The 22,741-nt window shown below is 62.3% G+C and carries 19 protein-coding genes; 7 read left to right on the top strand and 12 right to left on the bottom strand.

All coding sequences use genetic code 11. The features are described 5' to 3' along the window. Window positions 1–5: 5 nt before the first annotated feature. Window positions 6–4,190 (bottom strand): bifunctional nitrate reductase/sulfite reductase flavoprotein subunit alpha, encoded by a 4,185-nt coding sequence (locus AC3WQS_RS06755; RefSeq protein ID WP_492712153.1) that lies wholly within the window; start codon window positions 4,188–4,190, stop codon window positions 6–8. A gap of 254 nt (window positions 4,191–4,444) precedes the next feature. On the opposite strand from AC3WQS_RS06755, the gene AC3WQS_RS06750 reads away from it, so the two are divergent. Further along, window positions 4,445–4,633: a hypothetical protein gene (locus AC3WQS_RS06750; RefSeq protein ID WP_492712154.1), complete on the top strand. Its 189-nt coding sequence runs from the start codon at window positions 4,445–4,447 to the stop codon at window positions 4,631–4,633. On the opposite strand, the gene AC3WQS_RS06745 is transcribed toward AC3WQS_RS06750, so the two are convergent. Then, window positions 4,589–5,752, bottom strand: coding sequence for an FAD-dependent oxidoreductase (locus AC3WQS_RS06745; protein WP_492712155.1), 1,164 nt, complete (start codon window positions 5,750–5,752; stop codon window positions 4,589–4,591). The genes AC3WQS_RS06750 and AC3WQS_RS06745 overlap by 45 nt on opposite strands. Before the next feature lie 75 nt (window positions 5,753–5,827). Here AC3WQS_RS06745 and AC3WQS_RS06740 point away from each other — a divergent pair, with 75 nt between their 5' ends. Then, window positions 5,828–6,508 carry a TetR/AcrR family transcriptional regulator gene (locus tag AC3WQS_RS06740; protein WP_031330947.1) on the top strand — a complete coding sequence of 227 codons (681 nt, stop codon included), beginning with the start codon at window positions 5,828–5,830 and terminating at the stop codon, window positions 6,506–6,508. Window positions 6,509–6,533: 25 nt separating this feature from the next. On the opposite strand, the gene AC3WQS_RS06735 is transcribed toward AC3WQS_RS06740, so the two are convergent. Then, window positions 6,534–7,445 (bottom strand): LysR family transcriptional regulator, encoded by a 912-nt coding sequence (locus AC3WQS_RS06735; protein WP_019747644.1) that lies wholly within the window; start codon window positions 7,443–7,445, stop codon window positions 6,534–6,536. A 90-nt stretch (window positions 7,446–7,535) separates the two neighbouring features. On the opposite strand from AC3WQS_RS06735, the gene AC3WQS_RS06730 reads away from it, so the two are divergent. After that, complete coding sequence (locus AC3WQS_RS06730) at window positions 7,536–8,621, top strand: TDT family transporter (protein ID WP_492712156.1); 1,086 nt, start codon at window positions 7,536–7,538, stop codon at window positions 8,619–8,621. A gap of 74 nt (window positions 8,622–8,695) precedes the next feature. Beyond that, window positions 8,696–9,337, top strand: coding sequence for a dihydrofolate reductase family protein (locus AC3WQS_RS06725; RefSeq protein ID WP_029254966.1), 642 nt, complete (start codon window positions 8,696–8,698; stop codon window positions 9,335–9,337). Between the two features lie 48 nt (window positions 9,338–9,385). On the opposite strand, the gene AC3WQS_RS06720 is transcribed toward AC3WQS_RS06725, so the two are convergent. Beyond that, window positions 9,386–9,694: a rhodanese-like domain-containing protein gene (locus tag AC3WQS_RS06720; protein WP_019747641.1), complete on the bottom strand. Its 309-nt coding sequence runs from the start codon at window positions 9,692–9,694 to the stop codon at window positions 9,386–9,388. An 85-nt stretch (window positions 9,695–9,779) separates the two neighbouring features. Between AC3WQS_RS06720 and AC3WQS_RS06715 the strand changes: the two genes are divergently transcribed. Together AC3WQS_RS06715 and AC3WQS_RS06710 are read left to right on the top strand one after the other, a co-directional pair. Further along, window positions 9,780–10,619: a CPBP family intramembrane glutamic endopeptidase gene (locus AC3WQS_RS06715; protein ID WP_031330946.1), complete on the top strand. Its 840-nt coding sequence runs from the start codon at window positions 9,780–9,782 to the stop codon at window positions 10,617–10,619. A 33-nt stretch (window positions 10,620–10,652) separates the two neighbouring features. Next, complete coding sequence (locus tag AC3WQS_RS06710) at window positions 10,653–11,543, top strand: poly(ethylene terephthalate) hydrolase family protein (protein ID WP_019747639.1); 891 nt, start codon at window positions 10,653–10,655, stop codon at window positions 11,541–11,543. Here the strand turns inward: AC3WQS_RS06710 and AC3WQS_RS06705 are convergent. The 4 genes from AC3WQS_RS06705 to AC3WQS_RS06690 form a co-directional block, all read right to left on the bottom strand. Further along, window positions 11,530–12,537: a zinc-dependent alcohol dehydrogenase family protein gene (locus AC3WQS_RS06705; protein WP_492712157.1), complete on the bottom strand. Its 1,008-nt coding sequence runs from the start codon at window positions 12,535–12,537 to the stop codon at window positions 11,530–11,532. The genes AC3WQS_RS06710 and AC3WQS_RS06705 overlap by 14 nt on opposite strands. Window positions 12,538–12,595: 58 nt before the next feature. Further along, complete coding sequence (locus AC3WQS_RS06700) at window positions 12,596–13,366, bottom strand: glucose 1-dehydrogenase (RefSeq protein WP_020906972.1); 771 nt, start codon at window positions 13,364–13,366, stop codon at window positions 12,596–12,598. 14 nt (window positions 13,367–13,380) lie between these two features. Further along, window positions 13,381–13,728 (bottom strand): hypothetical protein, encoded by a 348-nt coding sequence (locus AC3WQS_RS06695; protein ID WP_492712158.1) that lies wholly within the window; start codon window positions 13,726–13,728, stop codon window positions 13,381–13,383. 216 nt (window positions 13,729–13,944) lie between these two features. Then, window positions 13,945–17,232 (bottom strand): error-prone DNA polymerase, encoded by a 3,288-nt coding sequence (locus AC3WQS_RS06690; protein WP_492712159.1) that lies wholly within the window; start codon window positions 17,230–17,232, stop codon window positions 13,945–13,947. 269 nt (window positions 17,233–17,501) lie between these two features. Here AC3WQS_RS06690 and phoA point away from each other — a divergent pair, with 269 nt between their 5' ends. Next, the gene (phoA, locus tag AC3WQS_RS06685) at window positions 17,502–19,034 is read left to right on the top strand and encodes an alkaline phosphatase (protein ID WP_021343627.1); all 1,533 of its coding nucleotides are present in this window, start codon (window positions 17,502–17,504) and stop codon (window positions 19,032–19,034) included. Between the two features lie 37 nt (window positions 19,035–19,071). On the opposite strand, the gene AC3WQS_RS06680 is transcribed toward phoA, so the two are convergent. Genes AC3WQS_RS06680 through AC3WQS_RS06665 form a run of 4 tightly spaced genes read right to left on the bottom strand, consistent with a single transcriptional unit; the run spans window position 19,072 to window position 22,701 of the window. After that, on the bottom strand, window positions 19,072–19,842 hold the full coding sequence (locus AC3WQS_RS06680) for a (2Fe-2S)-binding protein (protein WP_046378280.1): 771 nt from the start codon (window positions 19,840–19,842) through the stop codon (window positions 19,072–19,074). Next, window positions 19,839–20,672, bottom strand: coding sequence for an ABC transporter ATP-binding protein (locus AC3WQS_RS06675; RefSeq protein ID WP_020969107.1), 834 nt, complete (start codon window positions 20,670–20,672; stop codon window positions 19,839–19,841). Before AC3WQS_RS06675 ends, AC3WQS_RS06680 begins: the two co-directional genes overlap by 4 nt. After that, a complete protein-coding gene (locus AC3WQS_RS06670) occupies window positions 20,669–21,709 on the bottom strand; it encodes a FecCD family ABC transporter permease (protein WP_029254959.1) in 1,041 nt (346 codons plus the stop codon). Before AC3WQS_RS06670 ends, AC3WQS_RS06675 begins: the two co-directional genes overlap by 4 nt. Continuing rightward, window positions 21,706–22,701: an ABC transporter substrate-binding protein gene (locus AC3WQS_RS06665; RefSeq protein ID WP_492712190.1), complete on the bottom strand. Its 996-nt coding sequence runs from the start codon at window positions 22,699–22,701 to the stop codon at window positions 21,706–21,708. Before AC3WQS_RS06665 ends, AC3WQS_RS06670 begins: the two co-directional genes overlap by 4 nt. Window positions 22,702–22,741 lie beyond the last annotated feature (40 nt).

The raw sequence follows: 22,741 nt of genomic DNA, 5'->3' as shown, positions 1-22,741 counted from the left end.
CGACGTCAGTAGACGTCTCGGACGTACCGCTTCTCGGCCGAGAGAGCCTTCACGTACGCCTCCGCACTACGAGGTGCCAGTTTTCCGTGTTGAGCGACCACCCCGTTGAGGGCACTGTCGACGTCCTTGGCCATCCGGTTGGCATCGCCGCAGACGTAGAAGTGGGCGCCCTTCTGCAACCACTCCCACAGCAGCGCACCGCGCTCACGCATCCGGTCCTGCACGTAGACCTTGTCGGCTTGATCCCGGGAAAATGCGAGGTCGAGTTCGGTGAGGAATCCGTCTTTCCGCAATTCTTCGATTTCTTCGCGGTAGTAGAAGTCGGTCGCGGCGTGCTGTTCCCCGAAGAACAGCCAGTTCGGGCCCGTGTGCCCCAATGCCCGACGCTCATGCAGGAAGGCACGGAACGGCGCGATGCCGGTTCCCGGACCGACCATGATCATCGGGGTTTCGGGATCGGACGGTGGCCGGAAATGGGTCGACTTCTGCACGAAGATGCCGATGTCATCATCGTGGGCGTGGTCTGCGAGGTAGGTCGAGCACACCCCACGCCGTGGGACACCCGCGACGTTGTAGCGCACCGCGGACACCGTCAGCTGCACTTCGCGTGGGTTCTCCTTCGGACTGGAAGATATCGAATACAGCCGCGGCTGAAGCGGTTTGAGGAGGGAGAGCCATTCGTCCGTCGAGGCACGAACGGGTGACTGCGCAAGTACGTCGACGGACTGTCGTCCCCACGACCAGTCTTTGAGCGTGGAGATGTTCTCCGGCTTCATCAACTCGGCGAGGTCCGCGTCGCGAGTTCGTTGATGCACGAACCGAATCATCTCGCTCGAGATTCGAGTGATCTCCAGGCGTTCGGTGAGCGCGGCACGCAGGGTCATATCGCCGTACTGCCCCAGTTCGACGACCTCCTCACCGTCAAGGCCGGTGAGGGTGAGCCACTCGTCGACAAACGGAGAGCTGTTTCGGGGCCAGACTCCGAGAGCGTCGCCGGCTTCGTAACTGACCGTGTCGCCTGGAAGGTGAAAGCCCAACTGCCGCACGTCTTTGGAAGAGCCTGGCCGGTTGAGCACGACATTGCGCGTCAAGGCTGTGGTCAGCGGCGCCTTCTTATTGTACTGCAGCGGCGCCGACATCGCCGGTGAAATCGGCGTGGCCGCAACGGTTGTCCCAGAATTCTTCTTTGCAACGACGACGTCGGCCGTCTCACCAGCCGCCGAGCGCTGAAGTTCAGCCGTGACAGAGTCCAGCCAACCAGCAGCGGTGTCCTCGAAATCGGGCTCACAGTCGGCGCGATCGACGATACGACTGGCCCCCAGTTCACCAAGGCGGGCGTCAAGCTTTCGTCCATGCCCACAGAAGTCGTCATAGTTCGAGTCACCGAAAGCAATGACTGCATACCGTGTCTCGGCCATGCGGGGCGCCGTGTCAGCAGCCAACGCATCCCAGAAACCGCTGCCGTTGTCCGGGGATTCGCCGTCACCGGAGGTACTGGTGATCAGCAGGACCTCTCGGGTGGCCGCCAGGTCGGCGGCCGGGAACTCGTCCATTGCATGCATCACCACGGGCAAGCCAACTTCCCCAAGGCGAGCAGCGCAGGCGGCGGCAAATTCTTCCGCGTTTCCGGTCTGCGATGCCCAGAGCACCACGATCGGCGCGCGTTCTGTCGCAATGCCCGGAGCCGAGGACAACGCGGGCCCGTCGGTGTCAGGGAGCGAGGTTCGCGAGTACAGGCCGGCCAATACCCCGTCGACCCACATCCGCTTTTCGGCATCGAACGGCGCCGTCGACGGCAACGTCGGGACCCCGGCAGTGCGATCGGCGTCCGCACGCAACGCGGCGAGAAGACCGGCCAGGTAGCTCTGCTGGAGCGCATCGAATACCACTGCAGGTGTTCCTGTTTGACCGATGACATCCGCGAGGACATCGGTTCGCGACAAAGCCCGATCAGCTGGCGCGGAAGCCACCAGCGGCGCCTCGGCGAGCACTGTTTCAGGTGTGTTCACGGCGACCTTCGTCATAGTGACAGCACAGGCTTTGAACTCCGGTTGCTGCGAGGCTGGATCGATGGCGTCGTTGGTGACAGCGTTGATGGACAGATATTCGCCGAAGGCGTCGTTCCAGTGAAACGGGGCAAAGCAGTTCCCCGGACGCACTCGGTCGGTGATGACGGCCGGAAGCACAGCGCGACCGCGGCGTGAGGCAATCTCGATCGCATCCTGGTCGACGACGCCGAGCCTGGCGGCGTCGTCGGGATGGATCTCGACGAAGGGACCTGGGTTGAGTTTGTTCAGCTTGGCGACCTTGCCCGTCTTGGTCATGGTGTGCCACTGGTGCGCGAGACGACCGGTGTTGAGCAGGAATGGATAGTCGTCGTCGGGCATTTCGGCGGGAAGCATGTGCGGCCGTGCGAAGAACATCGCACGGCCAGTGGCGGTGGGAAATGCGAGCCGCGGAGTGCTGCCGTCCTCGCGGATCAGGAGCCTTTGACTGACACCGTTATTGACGTATCGGATGGGATGACGGTCCTGATCACTGTCTGGCGGGCACGGCCACTGGATTGATGTCTTGCGGAGGCGCTCGTAGGTGACGCCGCGTAAGTCGTAGCCGGTCTTCGGATTCCAGAACTGCTTGATCTCTTCGAACACCTCTTCGGCACAGGTGTAGGTGAACGCCTCGACATACCCCATCTCGCAGGCGATCCGGGCGATGATCTGCCAATCAGGCAGCGCCTGCCCGACCGGATCCAGTGCCTGCTGAAAGAGCGTCAGGTTGCGTTCGGAATTGATCATCACTCCGTCGGACTCTGTCCACAGTGAGGCGGGCAGCAGAACATCGGCGTATTCGTTGGTCTCGGTGCCCAGGAACGCATCCTGGGTGATGACGAGGTCAGCCTTCTCCAAGCCGTCGATGACGGTCTTTCGGTTGGCTACCGTTGCAACGGGATTGGTGCAGATGATCCAGCATGCCTTGATATCACCCGCCGCCATGCGGGAGAACATGTCGATGGTGCCACCGCCAATGTCGGTGCGCAGCGAGCCTTGCGGGATCCCCCACCTCTCCTCTACGAATTCGCGATCGGCGTCGACCATCACTGCACGCTGGCCGGGCAAACCTGGACCCATGTAGCCCATTTCACGCCCACCCATGGCGTTCGGCTGCCCGGTCAGCGAGAACGGACCGCTGCCGGGCTTGCAGATCGCACCGGTCGCAAGGTGAAGGTTGCAGATGGCGTTGGTGTTCCACGTGCCATGGGTGCTCTGGTTCAAACCCATTGTCCAACAGCTCATCCAGTTTGCAGCCTCACCGATCCACTGCGCTGCAGTGCGGATGTCGGCCTCGGGGATACCGGTGATCTCACTGACCTTCTCCGGGGTGTACTCCGCGAGGAAACTGGGCATCACCTCCCAGCCTTCGGTGAAGTCGGCGATGAAGTCAGGGTCGGTGTGGCCGTTCACCACGAGCAGGTGGAGTAGTCCGTTGAGTAGCGCGAGATCGGTGCCGGGAGCGATCTGCAGGAACAAGTTCGCCTTGTCGGCGGTGGCACTGCGTCGAGGGTCGACGACGATCAACTTCGCGCCTGCCTTGATCCGCTCCTGCATCCGCAGAAAGAGGATCGGATGGCAGTCCGCCATGTTCGCGCCGGTCACGAAGAACACGTCGGCGTGTTCGAAGTCCTGATAGGAACCGGGCGGTCCGTCGGCCCCGAGAGACTGTTTGTAGCCGGTGCCGGCACTCGCCATGCACAACCGGGAGTTCGATTCGATCTGATTGGTCCCGATGAATCCCTTGGCCAGCTTGTTCGACAAGTACTGGGCTTCGAGAGACATCTGCCCGGACACGTACAACGCAAATGCGTCGGGGCCGTGCTCGTCGATGATTGCCCGTAGACGCTGGGCGGTGTCAGTGATGACGGCGTCCATGTCCGCGGCTTCGATCGCATCCCCTCGGTGCGGACGGCGATATGCAGAGTCCATTCGCCCCGGACCTGCGAGCATGTCTGCGGTCGTGGTCCCTTTGGTGCACAGACGCCCGAAGTTGGTGGGATGTGTTTTCAGACCGGAAGACTTCGCAGCCTTCCGGCGTCCCGTCTCCGGATCGGTGATGATGTCGAGGACAAGACCACAGCCGACCCCGCAGTACGCGCAGAGTGTGTCGACACTGGTGGTGGTGAGTTGAGCGCCCATCGATTCATGCATCCCTTCGACCGAGGATCAAGGTCGACTTCTATCTTCGGATGCAGTTGTTTCGGGAGTTCATGCTCGATGTTGCGTATCAATCACTCTTTCCTCACCGCGCCCTTCGGACCGATGTGCGGTCTCCGAACCGGCGGTCGTCGACGGGCAGCGACACGCGAATGCCCAGTTCTACGCCCTGCCGCCGAATCGAGCAATGTAGTGCCAGACCTTTTTGACGTCCTGCGGATCGAAGGACGCGCTCCGTGCGAGCCCAGTACGGCAGGCGTCAGTCGCCTGCCGCGGGCAATTTCTCGGGCAAGGTCGACGACGGTCGCTCCCCGGTATTCGGGATGTTCGGCTATCTCTTCGACATCGACCGCGTAACCGTCGTGCCACAGCACTGCCCATTATCCGGATACGGAAGCAGCGCCGGTGAAGAAGTCGACCAGTGAATACGGTGCGCCTTCACCGAGGCAGAGATCAAGGATCACGTGCGAGTCAGTGGCCTCGGATGCACTGCGCACGAACATCGCTTCCTCGTAGCCGCTCAGTGCCGCTTCGATGTCGTCCGGGTGCGCGGCGATCGCCCTTCCCAGTTCGGCGCCGTCGAACATGGCCAAGTTCGCACCCTCACCGGACGGAGCCATCAGATGTGCCGCGTCACCGAGGAGCGTGACCCCAGGCACGCGATCCCATCGGTGCTCGTCGGGAAGTGCATGGATCGCGCGCGGAATCGGCGCGGTTTCGCCGTCTGTGATCAGCGCAGTGAGTTCCGTTGCCCAACCGTCGAACTCGGCCGCGACCCGCGCTGTCGCAGCAGCGGCGTCGGTGAAATCGATACCGGCAAACCACTCCGCCGTACGGTTCAGCTGGACGTAGGTGTGCACGATGTCCCCCACCTCTCGATGCGCGGCGATCGCTTTTCCGGGTGCGGGCGCGTACATCGCCCCGTCACCGACTGCCTCGGCTGCAGCCGAATGCTTCTCGTCGACGTCGTACAGATACGTCTCGACGAACGTCGTGCCGACGTATTCGGGCTTCGCATCGGAGAGCAAGGGGCGGATCTTCGACCAGGCACCGTCGGCGCCGACGAGGAGGTCGGTAGTCACCGTCGAACCGTCGGCAAAGGTCAGTTCGTGTCGGCTGTCAGCGCGCTCGTCGGCGGTGTTCCGTGAGCCGAGCGAGCGGACACTGTCGACCTTGCGTCCCCATTCGATCGTGCCGTCCGGAAGGGATTCGAGCAGGATCCGTCGGAGGTCTCCGCGCAGCACTTCAGGACGGACTCCCGTGCCGTCATCGGGTTCGTCGAGGAGTACAGCGGCGTGTTGATCGAGTACGCGCGACGCGGCACCGCCCTCGTGGATGATCGCGCGGAACTCGTCGATGAGGCCGGCAGCATCGAGCGCCGCCTGACCGTTGTGTTCATGGATGTCGAGTTGGCCGCCCTGCGTGCGAGCTTCTGCCGACGGTTCCGCCTCGTAGATCTTCGACGGAATTCCGTGAACGTGGAGGACGCGCGCGAGGGTCAGACCGCCGAGGCCCGCCCCGATGATCGTTATCGAGTTGCTCATGTTTGTTTCCTTTCAGCCTTCTATTGGAACGTCGTTCCAGTGACCATCTTGGAACGGCGTTCCAGATATGTCAAGATGGTGCGCATGGCGACCAGGAATCAGCGGACCGAACGACGTACGGACGCGCTCTCGAAGGAGCGAATCGTCGAGGCTGCGATCGAGATCCTCGACGACGAGGGCGAAACTGCGCTGACATTTCGCGCACTCTCCGCACGCCTGGCAACAGGTAGCGGGGCGATTTACTGGCACGTCGCCAACAAGAGCGAACTGCTCGCCGCGGCGACCGACGACGTCATCGCCCGCGTGACCACCGAAGGAACCGAAAGCGCAACCCCACGTGAGGCGATCCGGATCATCACTCTCGGTGTGTTCGACGCGATCGACGCGCACCCGTGGGTCGGCACCCAACTCTCTCGCGAGCCGTGGCAATCAGCGGTGATGCAGATCTTCGAGAGTCTGGGAGGGCAACTCCAAGCACTCGGCGTTCCCCAACCGGCACAGTTCGATTGTGCGTCCGCACTCCTGAACTACGTGCTCGGCCTCGCCGGACAGTATGCCGCGGGGGCCCGCCTCCTCCCCCGCGAGACAGATCGGTCCGCCTTCCTCGCCACCGTCGCGCAGCGGTGGGAAGAACTCGATTCCGCGAAGTACCCGTTCCTTAATCAGGTGACGGCGCAATTGCGCGACCACGACGACCGAGAACAGTTTCTGGCAGGCATCGATCTCATCCTCGCGGGGATCGACACCGTCCGATAGCAGCCGTTCCCGTCAGCCGCAGCCGTCAACGCGAGTGAACAGCGGTGTTGGAGCCGAGCGCTATGTCGAGGAAATCTCTTGCCGCACCGCGCAATCCGCGATCGGGATCCCAGACGGCTTGGAGTCGCCTCGGCATCCGCAAGCCGTCGACGTTGACCGCGACCAGTCGGCCGTCCGTCAGGTCGGCAGCAACGGCCAACGACGACAGAACGGCGGGCGCGTTGCCTGCCACCACCGCAGCCTTGACTGCGGTGCACGAGGTGAGCTCGAGCAAGGGCGGCACACAATCGGGAACAGCATTCTCGAGCGTCAGACGCGTCCCTGACCCTGACTCGCGCTGAATCAGCGGCGTGCGTGCGAGGTCCGCAACCGGAACAGGCACACCATTGGCCCAGTCGTGTCCCGGCGGCACAACCACGACGAGGTGATCACGCGCTACCTCGCACGACGCCAGCGCCGACGGCACATCCGGACCTTCGACGAATCCGATATCGGCCTGGCCTGCCTGCACTTGAGCAGAGACATCCGAGGAATTGTGCAAGCTCACCGACGCCACGACGTTGGGGAACTTATGCCGCATCGCGACCGTCCATCCGGGAACCAGATACTCGGCGATGGTCATGCTGGCGGCAACTGTGACGGCAGCGTCGCGTTCACCGCGAAGTGCGGCAACTCCCGATGCCATTTCCTCGGCACTGACGAGGATGTGACTTGCCCACTCGAGAATCAGACCGCCCTCGGCGGTGGGACGAACACCGGTCGCCGCTCGATCGAAAACCTTGATTCCGAGCTGCCGTTCGACCGAACGCACCCGGGCGCTGACCGCTTGCTGACTGAGTCCGTGCTCCCGGCCGGCAGCACCCATGCTGCCTAGACGCCCTACGGAAAGCAGGACGTCGAGGGCACTGAGTTCCGGCACCCGAGGAGACAACGACATAGACCAAGATTAGACCCACAAGGCGAGTTTGTGGGCATTCAAGGACAACCGGTCTACCGGTACGAACCGGATGAGACGACAGTGAAATACATGACCACCACAACGAGTCCCACCTTCGCCCACATCACCCCGAACTGGTTCGCGGCAGCGATGGGAACGGGAATCGTCTCGGTGGCCGCCGCTTCGCTCGAACCGGAGATCGAAGGCTTGAAGCTGGTCTCGGAAATCTTCTGGGTTCTGGCGGTTCTCGTACTGTGCGCCTTGATCGGCGCATTTGCCACCCATTGGTCACAACATCGATGTCAGGCCCTCGCCTACCTGCACAGCCCCGCGATGTTCCCGTTCTACGGAGCCGTCGCCATGGCCCTGCTGACCGTGGGATCGGCAACCGGCATCACCGGGCCGGACTTCCTCGGCCACGACGCGGCGATCACCGTCTCGCTGACTCTGTGGATACTCGGCACGGCACTCGGCCTGGTCACCTACGTCGTGATGATGATTCGTCTCGTTCGAGATGCTGGGATGGCGACGGCAATGCCCTTCTGGCTCATGCCCGTCGTACCTCCGATGGTCTCGGCCACCACCGGCGCAGCGGTCAGCACCCACATGCCCGAAGGCGCTCCGCGCATCGCGGTACTGATCTTCTGCTACATCCTGTTCGCTCTGGCACTGACCGCCGCTATCGGCATTCTGATAGCCGTCGCAAGGCAGTTCGCACGCAACCGCTCGGCCGGCATCGACGTGATCCCGTTCAATGCCATTCCCTCGCTGTGGATTCCGTTGGGCGTGATCGGACAGTCGATCGCAGCATCCAACCTGTTGGCCGCCGCCTCACGGCATGCACTCAGTACCGAGCACGCCGACACCCTGCACGAATTCGGAATCGCATACGGAACCGTCGTCGGAATCATCGGCGTCATGGCATTTGTCACCGTCACCACCGTGACCATCCACGCACTGCGCCGCGGCTTGGACTTCTCGCTCGGCTGGTGGAGCTTCACCTTCCCCATCGGAGCATGTGCAGTCGGAGCGAATGCCTTCGGAGTCGCCACCGGTTCGACGCTGATTCTGGGAATCGCACTTGCCCTGCTGACCGTGCTGATCCCCATCTGGGCAACCGTCGCGGTGCGGACCGTCCGATCGATCCGCAGTGGAGCTCTCCCGGCGGCTGCATGAATTCGCACCGATGAGTTTTACCTCGCCGTACGGTCTGTACTCACGTAGACCATTGTCGAGAGCGGGAGTACACGGTGAGTCAGTTATTACGAGTACAGAATTTCAGCGTTTCCAGTGACGGAATAGCCTGCGGTCCGGACCAAAGCTTCGAGAGCCCGTTCGGCCTGGACCACGGTGAAATGTTTGCGTGGGCGGGAGCTACAGCGAGCTGGCCCAATCGCACCGATCCCGGCGGCAGCCGAGGCATCGACGACTATTTCACGCGGGACTTCTCCAACAACATCGGTGCCGAAATCATGGGCCGCAACAAATTCGCACCATACCGCGGCCCTTGGGAGAATCTCGAGTGGCAGGGGTGGTGGGGCGACGAGCCACCGTTCCACACCCCGGTTTTTGTCTTGACCCACCACGTGCGGCCGTCGTTCACGCTATCGGACACGACATTCCACTTCGTCAACGCTGACCCGGCGACGGCCCTCGAGCAGGCACGTGAGGCAGCGCAGGGCAAGGACGTTCGACTCGGCGGCGGGGTCAGCACTATCCGTGAATTCCTCGACGCCGATCTGGTCGACACGATGCACATCGCTGTCTGCCCGATCGAATTCGGATCCGGTCTACGCCTGTGGGAGACACCTGATGAGTTGCGCGACCGCTTCAACCTCGAAATCGTGCCGAGCCCGAGCGGCGTGACGCATCACCTGTTCTGGCGAAAGTGACCGGTGGGGGCGGCTCCCGAAACGGGAACTGCCCCCATCAGTTGTGTCTTAGGCTCCGGTCTCGACCTGGCGCCCCGACTGGTACCACGCCATTGTTCCACCGGCCACCGAAACGGCATTGATGCCACGGGCCTGCAGATACTCCGCGGCCTGCAGGCTACGGCCACCGACGGCGCAGATGATGTACACCGTTTCCGCGTCCGGAATTTCACCGACGCGAGAGACGAATTCGCTGAGCGGAATGAGCGCCGCACCGGGAACTCGGACCTGAGCGAACTCGTCGGGCTCACGGACGTCGATCAGCGGCTCACCTGCCGCCAATGCCGTGTCCAGTGCATTCAAGTCGACTTCCAACATGTCTTCTGCGTCCTGCCTTCGTGTTCGCTGCTGTCCGAATAGACGGTACCGCGTGATTTCGTGTGGTTGCCTTTACGATCTGACAATGACCAATACTGTTCCCGAAAAGTCGGGTTTTTGGAGTCGACCCACTTTGTGGAAGTTGCTCCTTCTCATCGTTGCCTATTTGGTCTTCTACCTTGCCGCCGGGCAGGTGATCTCGCGTGTTTTCGCCGACCAGATCGACACGGACAACGTGGTCTCGAGTGCCTCGAGCATCATCTTCGGCGTCATGTTGCCCATCGCGATCGGTGCAGTTGCGTTGCTGATCTTCACGGTCAAGGTCGGCTGGCTCAGCAGTATCTTCGGTCCTCAACCGGTACGCGGACGCGGCTGGATGTGGATCGGGCCGATTATCGTCGTTGCCGCCATCGCTGCCCACCTGGCCGGAACCGACTGGAGCGCGTGGTCGGCCGGCGAAATCGTCTCGTTGATCGCCCTCGGTGTATGTGTCGGTCTCGCAGAGGAATTGGTCACCCGAGGTATTGCAGTGAAGATGCTTCGTGATGCCGGCCACCGAGAACGCTTCGTCGCTGTTGTGTCGTCCCTACTGTTCGCACTCATGCACACGGTGAACTTCATCGCGGGAATGGAACTGGCAACAGTCCTTGCCACCGTCGTCTACACCTTCGGATTCGGAATGTGCATGTACTTGACCATGCGCGTGACGGGCACGATCTGGGCCGCAATCGTGTTGCACGGCCTCACCGACCCCACCACCATTCTCTCGACCGGCGGGCTCGACACCTCGGTGACGACGGGTGCCAGCGGAGCCACCACGATCGCCACACTGCTCACTGTCGTGCTGGTCGCCTTCGGCGTAGTTGCCATCTTCTTCATCCGCGGCCGGGTCGGCGAAGAGCAGCCCACGCGCGTCTCGGCCTGACTGATCGCATGGGTACAAGACATACTTGTACCCATGCCTTCTCGGACCACACATTCGATCGCCGTCGTGACCGCATCTTTTGTTCTGGCACTATCGGGCGCCGTCACACACGCCAGTGCGGGGGTTCCGGCCGCTCCCGAAGCCGCGACTACCGAATCCATCGCATCGGAGTCGATCAGCGATCTGTACGCAGCCCAGGGTGCGCACGAGGTGGCGGCCGACTCGGTTCCCGGATACCAATTGTTCTACCCAGCCGACTTGTCCGCTGATGGCAAGCGGCATCCCGTCATCACGTTCGGCAACGGCAGCTACGCGACGTTCGAAGAGTACGAGGCCCTCCTCCGACACTTTGCGTCGTGGGGTTTTGTTGTTGTGGTGGCCGACAGCAGTGTGACCGGCGACGGTACTGAAATCTTGGGTGCCGCTCAGTACCTCGTCGATCAGAACACCAACGCTGAGAGCATTTTTCACCAGAGGATCGATACCGACAACATCGCCTCGGTCGGACACTCCCAGGGGGCAGGTGGCGCGATCAACGCTGCAACGCAGTCGGCGAATCTGATCACCGCCACTGCGGTGCTCGACCTGCCGGACCCGTGGTGGGCTTCGCGACCTGTCGATGTCGTCGACGTGGCGAAGTTGACCGGGCCGACGTTCTTCATGACCGGCGCCGACGATCCGGTCTCCACCGCCGATCCACAAGCTGAGTACTTCGACAAAACCGCAGCACCGGCGGTCCGGGGCAGACTACTTGGCGTCGGCCACAATTGGGCCGCCGACGGCGAAGGATTCCGGGGTTACCTGACCGCGTGGCTGAGGTTCGCCCTCAGCGGCGACCAGACTGCCGGACGTGCGTTTGTCGGCGACTCGGCGGAAATCCTCACCGATCCCCACTGGGACCGGCAAGCGATCAAGGGTTTGTGATGACGATCTTGCCGTAGGCCTGCCCGGATTTCTGCTGCTCGAACGCCTCGGCAAGATTGTCCAGACGGTACGACGAATCGATGACGGGACGAAGCGCGAGGCTCTCCAGCCCTGCAACCATCTCCTCCTGATGTGCACGACTGCCCACCAGAACACCTTCGATGGTGACCTGTTTGGTCAGTAGCGAAGTCAGGTCGATCGACGATGACGGGCCGTTCATGATGCCCAGCGCGCAGATCCGGCCGCCTGGTCGGACTGCCGCCAGAGATTGACCGAGGGTGGACGGCCCGCCCACGTCGAGCACAAGGTCGATCCCGCCGCTGAGCCGCATCGCTTCCGATCCCCAGTCCGGGCGCTCACGGTAGTTGACCACGTGATCGGCACCGAGCTCGGTCAATCGAGCCATCTTGTCGGGAGCCGACGAGGTTGCGATCACCTGAGCTCCAGCAGCTTTGGCAAGCTGGACGGCAAACAGCGCTACCGTGCTGGTCCCGGGAATCAACACCGACGAACCTGGGATGAGCGGGACGCCGGCAAACAATGCACGCCACGCGGACAAGCCCGCAGTGGGCAAGGTAGCGGCTTCTTCGTACGTGTAGTTTCGCGGCATCGACGTCACTGCCGATACCGGTACGGTGACGGTGTCACGGGCGAACCCGTCGACGCCGTCACCGGGTGAATTTCCGAATCCGTCGAAATCCGGTGCACCGCTGCGCCAATGCGGCAGATAGGTGCTCATCACACGGTCCCCGACCCCGAACTGTGTGAGGCCGTCGCCGACGGCAACTACCTCACCCGCTGCGTCGGACAACAGAATGCGAGGGCCGTCGGTCGGTATCTCGCCGGTCGCCACGAGGTAGTCGTGGTGGTTGAGCGAATTCGCGCGGATCGCGACCGTCACCTCACCCGCACCTGGCCCTGGCGTCTCGATCGTCCTCGATTCGAGGTTGTTCAACCCTCCAGGCGGAAGTACGTATACAGCGCGGTTGGTCATGGTGTGGATCCTCGCACGATTGACGATTTCGGGTGACGTTCGGAAAGGGTTCCGCTGCTCAGAGGAGAGAAGCGGTGAACCCTCCGTCGAGAACCAGGCTGCTGCCGTTGCACCACGACGACTGGTCGCTCGCAAAGAACACTGCGGCGGCGGCGACTTCCTCGGTCCGGCCGTAGCGGGTTTGCTTCGTGACCATCAGGTCGTCGAAGCCGCCGGACTCGAGGCCGAGTGCGTTCTCGAAATCCTGTTGGTGACTCTTGACCAGGTCTGTGTCGATGAATCCGGGTAGCAGGGCATTGGCTCGGATTCCGTGGAAGCGAAGTTCGGCTGACAGGGTTTCGGTGAGATTGCGAACTGCTGCTTTGGCGGCGGCATAGCTACCGATCAAGGGCGACCCGGTGGTCGACGAGATCGACGAGATGTTCACGATCGAACCGCCGCCGGATGCGACGAGCGCGGGTAGCGAATGACGGACGGTCAAGAACACTCCATCGAGGTTGACCGACATGACTTTCCGCCAGTCCTCGAACGAGGTCTCGATCAGCGGAGTCGTGGTGGCGATGCCGGCGTTGGGTACTACGACGTTCAGTCCGCCGAACTCTTCGACCGCCCTGGCGACGAGATCCTTGACCTGCTGTTCGTCGGTGACATCAGTGGTGACAGCGATAGCTCCGTCGATCGAGTCCGCCACTGCCTGTGCTGCGTCACCGTTGATGTCGGAGACTACGACGCTCGCGCCCTCCGCCCCGAACGCCCGGGCAATGGCGGCGCCGATTCCGGCACCTGCGCCGGTGACAATTGCAACTTTGTTCGCGAGAAGATCGGACATGTCAGCGTTCCCCTTCAGTTCTCGGTCGGGACGTAGAAAAGCAATTCGGGTCCGGAGTCGCCGGTAGTCGCGATGGCCTCGGACATGTCGAGAGTCCCGTCGCCCAAAGCACTTCCCAACGCCTGCGCCGTGCCCGCGAGATCTTCCGTGTCGAGTTGATAGATGCTCAGGTAGCGGCGCGCGGGCAATGCATCCTCGGGCAGCAACTGCACATCCGCCAGGAAGAATCGGGAGGCGGAGACAACTCCAGGCACTCGTTCGACGACCTGCGGAATATGCACGTCGTCGTACCAGCGGTTGAACGCGTCCTCCGAAGACGGATCGGCAGGGTGTACGTGTGCGACGAGAATCGCTGTGCTCATGGAGTTCCTCTTCAACTCGAAGTGCTTTGGATTCAGCATGTTTGGAAGGCGACAATATTCACCAGCGAGGCCACTGGTCGTGGCCGTGCCAGGCGATTCGATGGCCGCTCAAGCGACAACCCTAGGCAGGGATTGTGACCCGCGCCATATGCTCGGAGGTCAGAGTTGAGCTCCACATTTGTCCTCTCGGCACAAAACTCCGAGCAGAATCGGGCATTAGCGAAAGTCTCGCGACTTGGCTGTGACTCGCAGATCCATCAGCTGCATCCGGTCTGCCACGACAGTGACAGCGCCTTCCGCATTTTGCACCTTTCCTCGAATAAGCAACGCCGGCGCCGTATTTGCCAGTTTTCGGTACTTTGCCCACAACCCCACCGAACACACGACATTGACCATGCCGGTTTCGTCTTCGAGGTTGATGAACGTGACGCCCGCAGCTGTGGCCGGACGCTGCCGGTGTGTGACCGCTCCCCCTACCAGCACACGGTCGCCGTCCGGGATGTCGAGGAGCCTCGAAGCCGGCACCACGCCGAGCGCGTCGAGCTGTGGGCGAAGAAACTGTGTCGGATACGTGTCGGGAGATACTCCTGTCGCCCAGACATCCGCTGCCGCCAATTCGACGTCGCTCATGCCGGGAAGGGTGGGAGCTGTGACCGACGCACCGATACCGGGCAAGCGGTCCGGACGCTCCCCTGCCGCAGCGCCCGCAGCCCACAGCGCTTCTCTACGCGAGATGCCGAAGCTGGCAAGCGCGCCGGCAGTCGCCAACGATTCAGCTTGCGCGGTAGTCAGTTCCACCCGACCGGTCAGATCGAGAAACGACGTGAACGGTCCACCGAGGTCGCGCTGTTCGACAATTTTCTCGGCGAGCGCATCGCCGATGTTGCGCACTTCCCCCAGCCCCAGCCGAACTTCGAATCCACTTGCCTCGACGGTGGCATGCGCGAGGCTGACATTGATGTCTGCACCGTGTACCTGCACTCCGTGCCGGCGCGCATCGGCAACCAGGGACTGCGGTGAGTAGAAACCCATCGGCTGCGCTCGCAGAAGCCCGGCACAGAACGCAGCGGGGTGATGAAGCTTGAACCACGAGGAGTAGAAGACCAGCGCGGCAAAACTCTGTGAATGACTTTCCGGAAAACCGAAATTAGCGAATGCGTACAGCTTTTCGTAGATTCGGTCGGCAACCTCGTCGCCGATGCCATGTAGGTCTCGCATGCCCTGGTACAGCCTCGCTCGCAGTTGCTCCATCTTCTCGGTGGAGCGTTTCGATCCCATTGCCCGACGCAATTGATCGGCCTCGGACGGCGTGAAACCCGCAACGTCGACGGCCATCTGCATCAACTGTTCCTGAAACAGCGGAACCCCCAACGTGCGTTCGAGTGCCTTCTCGAGCGACGGATGGTCATAGGACACAGGTTCGAGTTTGTTGCGCCGGCGGATGTACGGATGGACTGATCCGCCTTGAATCGGCCCGGGACGGATGAGCGCGACTTCGACCACCAGGTCGTAGAAATTTCGAGGCTTCAGACGCGGCAGTGTCGCCATCTGCGCACGTGATTCCACTTGGAACACCCCTACCGAATCTGCCCGCTGCAACATCTCGTACACCGCTGTTTCCGACAGATCGAGTTGCGCCAAATCGACTGTGATGCCTTTGTGTTCGGCCACCAGATCCATCATGTAATGCAAAGCCGAGAGCATGCCGAGCCCGAGTAGATCGAACTTGACCAGCCCAGCGGCAGCACAATCGTCCTTGTCCCACTGCAGGACACTGCGATTGGCCATCCGCGCCCACTCCACCGGGCAAACGTCGGCGATGGGACGATCACAGATGACCATTCCACCGGAGTGGATACCGAGGTGCCGTGGATAGCCTTCGATCTGCGCCGCCAGTTCGAGTACCGGACGCGGAATATCGGTATCCGCATTCTTGTCGATACCACCCCACCGGCCGACCTGCTTACTCCACGCATCTTGCTGGCCCTGCGAAAAGCCAAGCGCGCGAGCCATGTCCCGCACCGACGACTTTCCTCGATAGGTGATGACATTGGCTACCTGCGCGGCATACGTACGCCCGTATTTCGCGTACACGTGCTGGATCGCCTCTTCCCGGCGATCCGACTCGATGTCCACGTCGATATCCGGTGGGCCGTCGCGCTCGGGCGCAAGAAACCGCTCGAACAGCAATTTGTTGCGAACCGGATCGACGTTGGTGATGCCGATCGCGTAACACACCGCAGAGTTCGCAGCGGAACCCCTTCCCTGACAGAGGATGTCGTTGTTCTTGCAGAACGACACGATGTCATGCACGACCAGGAAGTATCCGGGAAAGTTCAATCCCTCGATGATGGCAAGTTCATGTTCGAGCTGTTTGTATGCCTTCGGTGCGCCTTCCGGGGGTCCGTAGCGTTCCAGCGCCCCCACCATGGTCAGCTCACGCAACCACGACGCCTCGGTATGCCCGGCGGGAACGTCGAACGGTGGCAATTTGGGCGCGATGAGCTTGAGATCGAAAGCGCACTCACGACCAAGATCGGCGGCACCACTGACAGCCTCGGGATAGAGCGAGAACAGCGTCGCCATCTCCGCGCCGGACCGCAGGTGTGCTCCGCCGGTCGGAGCCAACCATCCAGCTGCCTCGTCCAAGCTTTGACGCGCCCGCACAGCTGCCATTGCCATGGCGAGGCGTCGACGCGGAGGAGCGGCGAAGTGTGCGGCGGTGGTCGCCACCGTACGTAGTCCACGTTCTCTCGCCAGTTCTGCCAGAACGGCATTGCGCTCGTCGTCCTCCGCCAACCCATGATGAGTGAGCTCCACCGACACTCGCTCCGCCCCGAAACGCTCGACCAGATCCTGTAAGGCCTCCGCCGCGGCTTCGCGACCACCCGACGTCAAGGCTTGCCGCACATGACCTTTGCGGCACCCGGTCAGGATCTGCCAGTGCCCACCGGCGGCTTCGGTCAGCACGTCGTAGTTGTACTGCAGTTTGCCCTTCTCACCGCCCGCCAGATGTGCGGCGGCTATCTCCCGCGAAAGACGGCGATATCCTTCCTGCCCACGGGCAAGTACCAGAAGATGCGTTCCACCGGGATCTGCCGTCCCAGTTCTGGGTACCGAATCGAGCGACAACTCGGCCCCGAACACGGTCCGCATTCCCCATTCACGCGCAGCCTCCGCAAACCTCACCACGCCGTAGAACCCGTCGTGATCGGTGACGGCAATCGCCTCGAGCCCGAGACGCACAGCTTCCTCGACCAGCTCTTCCGGCGGTGATGCGCCGTCGAGGAAGCTGAAGGCCGAGTGAGCGTGCAGTTCTGCGTAAGGAACCACGCCGGTGCCACGAGTGAGTTCGCCTGCGTGATACTCGCCGCGCTTTCGTGACCAGGCGGGACTGTCACTTCCGTCGCCCGGGAACAAATCCTCGTGTTCCACGCGGCCTGGCCGTCCGGACAGCACCCGTTCCATCTCGGACCACGTCGGCGGCCCATTTCCCCAACCCACACTGACCTCGCACCTGATCGAGCCGGCCGTCACGGGACGACCGACTGCTCGAGGATGCCGAAAGGGAAGACGCACCACATGCATCGAACTGATGTTCGATGCAGATTCAGTCTGACAGGTCACTCACCCTCAGTCAACAGAGCGAATCTCAACCCTCACCGTCTCGTCACATTCAGATGTACGCATGTCTGCACTCCGTTCACTTTGGCCCCAGATCATTAGCCGCGTTCATAATCTCCATCCATACTGTTTCCAGGAGTACTACTCGTATGTCGTTCTCGCGCAACACACGTAGGTTGACGGCCGTCGCCGGCGCCGTCGCCGTTCTGGCCGCCGCCGGCTGCAGCAGCAGTGCCGACGAGGCAACAGGCTCCAACGGCACGACCGTCGATCGCGCCGCGACCGGCGAACTGTCCTCGAACGGTGGTGCTCGCCGCATCGACGGTGATCAGTCGGCCGCAGTGCGTGACGCCGTCAACGCTTCCGGCGCGAAGAACGTCATCCTCCTGATCGGGGACGGCATGGGCGACTCGGAGATCACCGCCGCGCGCAACTACGCCGAGGGTGCTGCTGGCAGCTTCGCCGGCCTCGACGCCCTGCCGATCACCGGCCAGTACACGCACTACGCACTGACCAAGGACGGCAAGCCCGACTACGTCACCGACTCCGCTGCCAGTGGATCGGCATGGTCCACCGGCACCAAGACCTACAACGGCGCGATTTCCGTCGACATAAAGGGGCAGGCCCAGTCGACCGTCCTCGAGATCGCCAAGGCGAACGGCAAGGCCACCGGCAACGTCTCCACCGCCGAGGTGCAGGATGCCACCCCCGCAGTGCAGGTCGCGCACGTGAGCGGCCGCAAGTGCTACGGACCCGAGGCGACGTCCAAGTCCTGCCCGGAGAACGCCATCGAGAACGGCGGCAAGGGATCGATCAGCGAACAGCTCCTCGACACCCGCGCCGACGTCACCTTTGCCGGCGGCGCCAAGTCCTTCGCTGAAACCGCGAAAGCCGGTGACTGGCAGGGCAAGACCCTCAACGAGCAAGCTGCCGCTCGTGGCTACCAGCTGGTGAAGAATGCCGCCGAGATGAACGAGGTCGGCAAGGCCGATCAGGACGCACCCGTGCTCGGGCTGTTCGCCGACGGCAACATGCCCGTCCGCTGGGAAGGCTCTGTCGCCACCCGCGACGGTTACCTGCAGCCCGCCGAGACCTGCATCGACAACCCCAAGCGAACCTCCGACGTACCGAAGCTCGCGGACATGACGCAGAAGGCAATCGACCTACTGAAGGTCAACGACAACGGATTCTTCCTCCAGGTCGAAGGTGCCTCGATCGACAAGCAAGATCACGCAGCCAACGCGTGCGGTCAGATCGGTGAAACCGTCGACCTCGACGAAGCTGTGCAGAAGGCACTCGAATTTGCGAAGACCGACGGAGAAACCCTGGTCATCGTCACAGCCGACCACGCTCACACCAGCCAGATCGTCACCAACGTCAGCGCAGACGACATCGCCACCATCGCCAAGGACCAGAACATCCCGGTCGAGCGCGCCCAGGAAATCGTCTACCCCGGTCTGACCCGCAAGCTGACCACGAAGGACGGCTCGGAGATGACGATCAGCTACGGAACGTCCGAAGATCCGGCCGTCGAATCCGAAGGGCATACCGGAACTCAGTTGCGCGTAGCAGCTTTCGGCCCGCACGCGGCCAATGTCAGCGGCCTCACGGACCAGACCGATCTGTTCTTCACGATGACCGACGCGCTGGGACTCGACCGTTCCAAGGTCGCAGCTCACTGACCTGACAACACCCGACCCGGTAAAAGCCTGGGTCCAGTCACACCAGAGTAGCCAAGGCGCGCACCCGATCTTCGGGTGCGCGCTTCGGGCAACTGGTGCACTTACCTTCACCGGGCACCTCGTAAATCAGGCAGCACGACGCGCGCTGCGTGAATCTGCGTCGCCCGGATGCCACCGGTGTCAACGGATTAGAAACGCGCACAACACTTTCATTGCGGTCGACATCGACGAAACGCGGAACCGGAATGCCCGGGTTCTCACCGCGGAGAACATCGATCAGGCCGGCAGCAAATGCACTTCCGCGCTCCCTCGCGCTACCGGCGGCGTCGAGGCTGCGATTGGCGATGGAGTCCGTCGCGATCGCCCACAGCGCCTGCTGCCGAACGCCGGACACCTCGGCGAGTACCTCGATCACGGGACTGAGTGAGCGGAACATCGCGTGGCCCAACTCCGCCACACTCCGCGAGATCGGAATGACCGATCCGGCAGCAAACCCGCCCAGATAGCCGTTGTCACGCAAGAAGATCCGCCCACCGTTCAACGATGGATCGGCCGCGAACCCGGTGACCATTCCGGTTCCGATCGGAATGCCAGTCAGCGTGGAACTGGCCGAGTACCACCACAACGTGCCGTTCACTCGGCTGTCCGCACTCCCCCATCGCTCGGCCGTATCGGCGACACGTGCTGCCAACCACTGGGGGTCGGTCATCAACACCGCGGGCATCGTATCCGGATACGCGCTCAGGTTGTCGAAGAACGGCACCGCTAATGCCATACGGGCGTAGATCCCGGCTACCGATTCCGTCATGCCAGCCCCAATATCTCCATCCGCGGACGTACTCCGCGTTCGACTCGCGCCTTGATGCCGAAAACCTCGGCCAACAACGGCTCGTCCAACACCTCGACCGTAGACCCACACGCGCGGAGTTCACCTTCGGTGAGCACGGCAAGGTTGTCGCAGTACTCGACTGCCAACCGTAGATCGTGCATCGTGACCACAACCGCGAGCCCCGCCGACGCAAGTTCGGCGAGCAATTCCATCACGATCAACTGGTGACGAAGATCGAGATGATTGGTCGGCTCGTCCAACAACAGAACCTTGGGCTCCTGAGCCAATGCGCGCGCTATCGAGACACGTTGCCGCTCACCACCCGACAGGGTGGACACGTCGCGTCCGGCAAGCTCGACCAGACCAACCTGCTCGATGCACCGGTCCACGATGGCGGTATCTCGCTCAGTGCTTCGGTCCAACCAGCTACGGTGCGGAGTTCGTCCGAGCGCGATCGATTCACGAACCGAAAGTCCTGCCGAGACAGTAGGTTCCTGGACGCTCGCCGAGATGGTTTTGGCGATGTCCTTACGCGAGAGCGTCGTCGAGTCGGCTTGATCGATCAGAACTGCGCCACCTGTCGGAGTCAAAGCGTTGTAGCAGCAGCGCAGCGCCGTCGTCTTGCCACTGCCGTTGGGTCCGACCAAGCCCAGTATTTCACCGGACGTCACCGCGAAAGTGATGCCGCGCAAGACTTCGCGGTTGCCAAGCCGCGCCCGGGTCTCGACGAGTTCGAGCAGAGGCGCAGCTTCGGCGTCCTTCGGGAGTGTCTCTGTTCTGGCCTGTGTCACTGTTCTGGTCTGCGTCACTGTTCGAGCCTCCGATACTGCCGGTAGAGCATCCAGACGAAGATCGGTGCACCCACGAGGGCGGTGATCACTCCGACCGGAACTTCGGTGGATTGTGCCACCGAGCGCGCAGCGGTATCCGCGGCAACCATCGCGACGGCGCCCAGAAGGGCTGCAGCAGGGAGCAGTCGAATTGCTCTGGTGCCGACGATGAAACCGGCCAGATGTGGGATCAGGAGGCCGATGAATCCGATTCCACCGGCAACGCTGACTGCCGCGCCCGCCAGTACGGAGACCGCAAGCAAGGACAACACTCGGAACCGTCGGACGTTCATACCGAGTGCTGCAGCCCCGTCGTCACCGGTCTGCAAGACGTCCATCCACCGCGAACTGAACAGAAGGGCCGTGCCGACGACGACCAGTGCGATCGTCGGGAAGATCAGCGTCGACCATCGCGCATCACCGAATCCGCCGGCAATCCAGTGCATCACCGACGTCACGTGCCGATCATCGGCCAACACCAGGATGCAAAAGGTGATGAGCGCCGAGAATATCTGGGCGAGCGCTACACCCACCAAAATGATCGCGGTCGGCTGCGGATACCGGCCGCCGATCAGCAGTGCGAGAAACAACGGGATCATCGCCCCGACGAATGCTGCGACCGGAATCGTGAAAACCCCGAGGAGGCCGGCGCCGAAACCCAGCACCGACACGAGCACCACCATGAATCCCGCACCCGACGAAACTCCGAGCAGATACGGGTCGGCAAGAGGATTCCGTGTGACAGCCTGAGCAACAGCACCCGACATCGCCAAGGAAGCACCCACGACCGCAGCCGTGAGTGCACGTGGCAGGCGGGAGTCGATCACGATCGACTCCCGCGCCGCGGTCCACCACGTTTCGAAAGTCCCTGGCGCCAAACGGGCTCCGACTATCGCCCAGACGTCACCGACGGGAATGCGAACCGATCCCAAGGAGACGGCCAACCCCAGGACGATCGCCAAGGCGACCGCCAAGCCGACAAGTAGGGCGCCGTACCCGTAACGCGTGCGGGTCACTTCGCCGCGTCAGCGCCCGGATGGAAGGCCGTCGCGATGGTCTGTGCCGAACGCACCAACCGTGAACTCTCGAACAGGTCCGCGAGAGGAACCACGACGAACCGGTTCTGCTGCACAGCAGGGGTGGTCGCCATCAACGGCTGGGCACGGAGGAAGTCGATCTTCTGCTCGGCCGTCTTGTCGCCGTAGTCGATGACCACGATCGCCTGGGGTGCACGCTCGGCAACAGCTTCCCACGATGCGTCGATGTAGGGCTTTGTCCCTTCGGCGAAGATGTTCGAGACACCGGAGTATTCCGCGACCAATTGACCGACGCCGACTCCGCCGATAGTCGTCGGAACCTGGTCACCACTGTCGTAGAAGAAGGTCGGTACCGGCGCCGCGTCCCCGACCGAAGCGCGGACGGAATCGAGACCATCGCTGATCTCCTCTGCGACCTCGCGGGCGGAATCTTCAACGCCCAGGACTCGACCGAGTTGCGTGTAGTCGTTCTCGAGCAATCCGATGTCGGGGAAACCGGTGCCACAGTATTCCGAGAAGAGGAAGGTGTTGATTCCGCGCTCGCCGAAAGCGTCTCGGGAACGGCCCTGCTTCTCGTTGAAGGCACTGGTCATTCCTCCGACCACGAAGTCCGGATCGACGTCGAGAACCTGCTCCATGCTGGGGAACGTATCGGAGAGGCTGGGAATCTTGTTGAATGCATCGGCGGTCTCCGCAGTTGGCGGATTGTCGCTGTACGCCCGACCGACGATCCGGTCACCCGCACCGATTTCGATGAGCACCTCGGTGACATGCCCGTTCAAAGACACGATGCGCTGCGGCGGCGAGTCGAAGGTCATCTCTCGATCGCAGTTGGTCACGGACACAGGCTGTGCGAAGGATTCCGCAGCAGACGCGGACTCTGATTCCTGGCCTTTGGAACAACCTGCCGAAACCAAGGCGACCGCGATGAGAACAGCGGCGGCGCGGGACGGGGAGAACTGAAGTGACACGGGGACCTCGTAAGGGCTCTGAGCCACGAATGAGAATCCG

The sequence above is a fragment of the Rhodococcus sp. FW305-130 genome, assembly GCF_058788335.1.
This window is presented reverse-complemented; position numbering and strand designations above follow the sequence as displayed.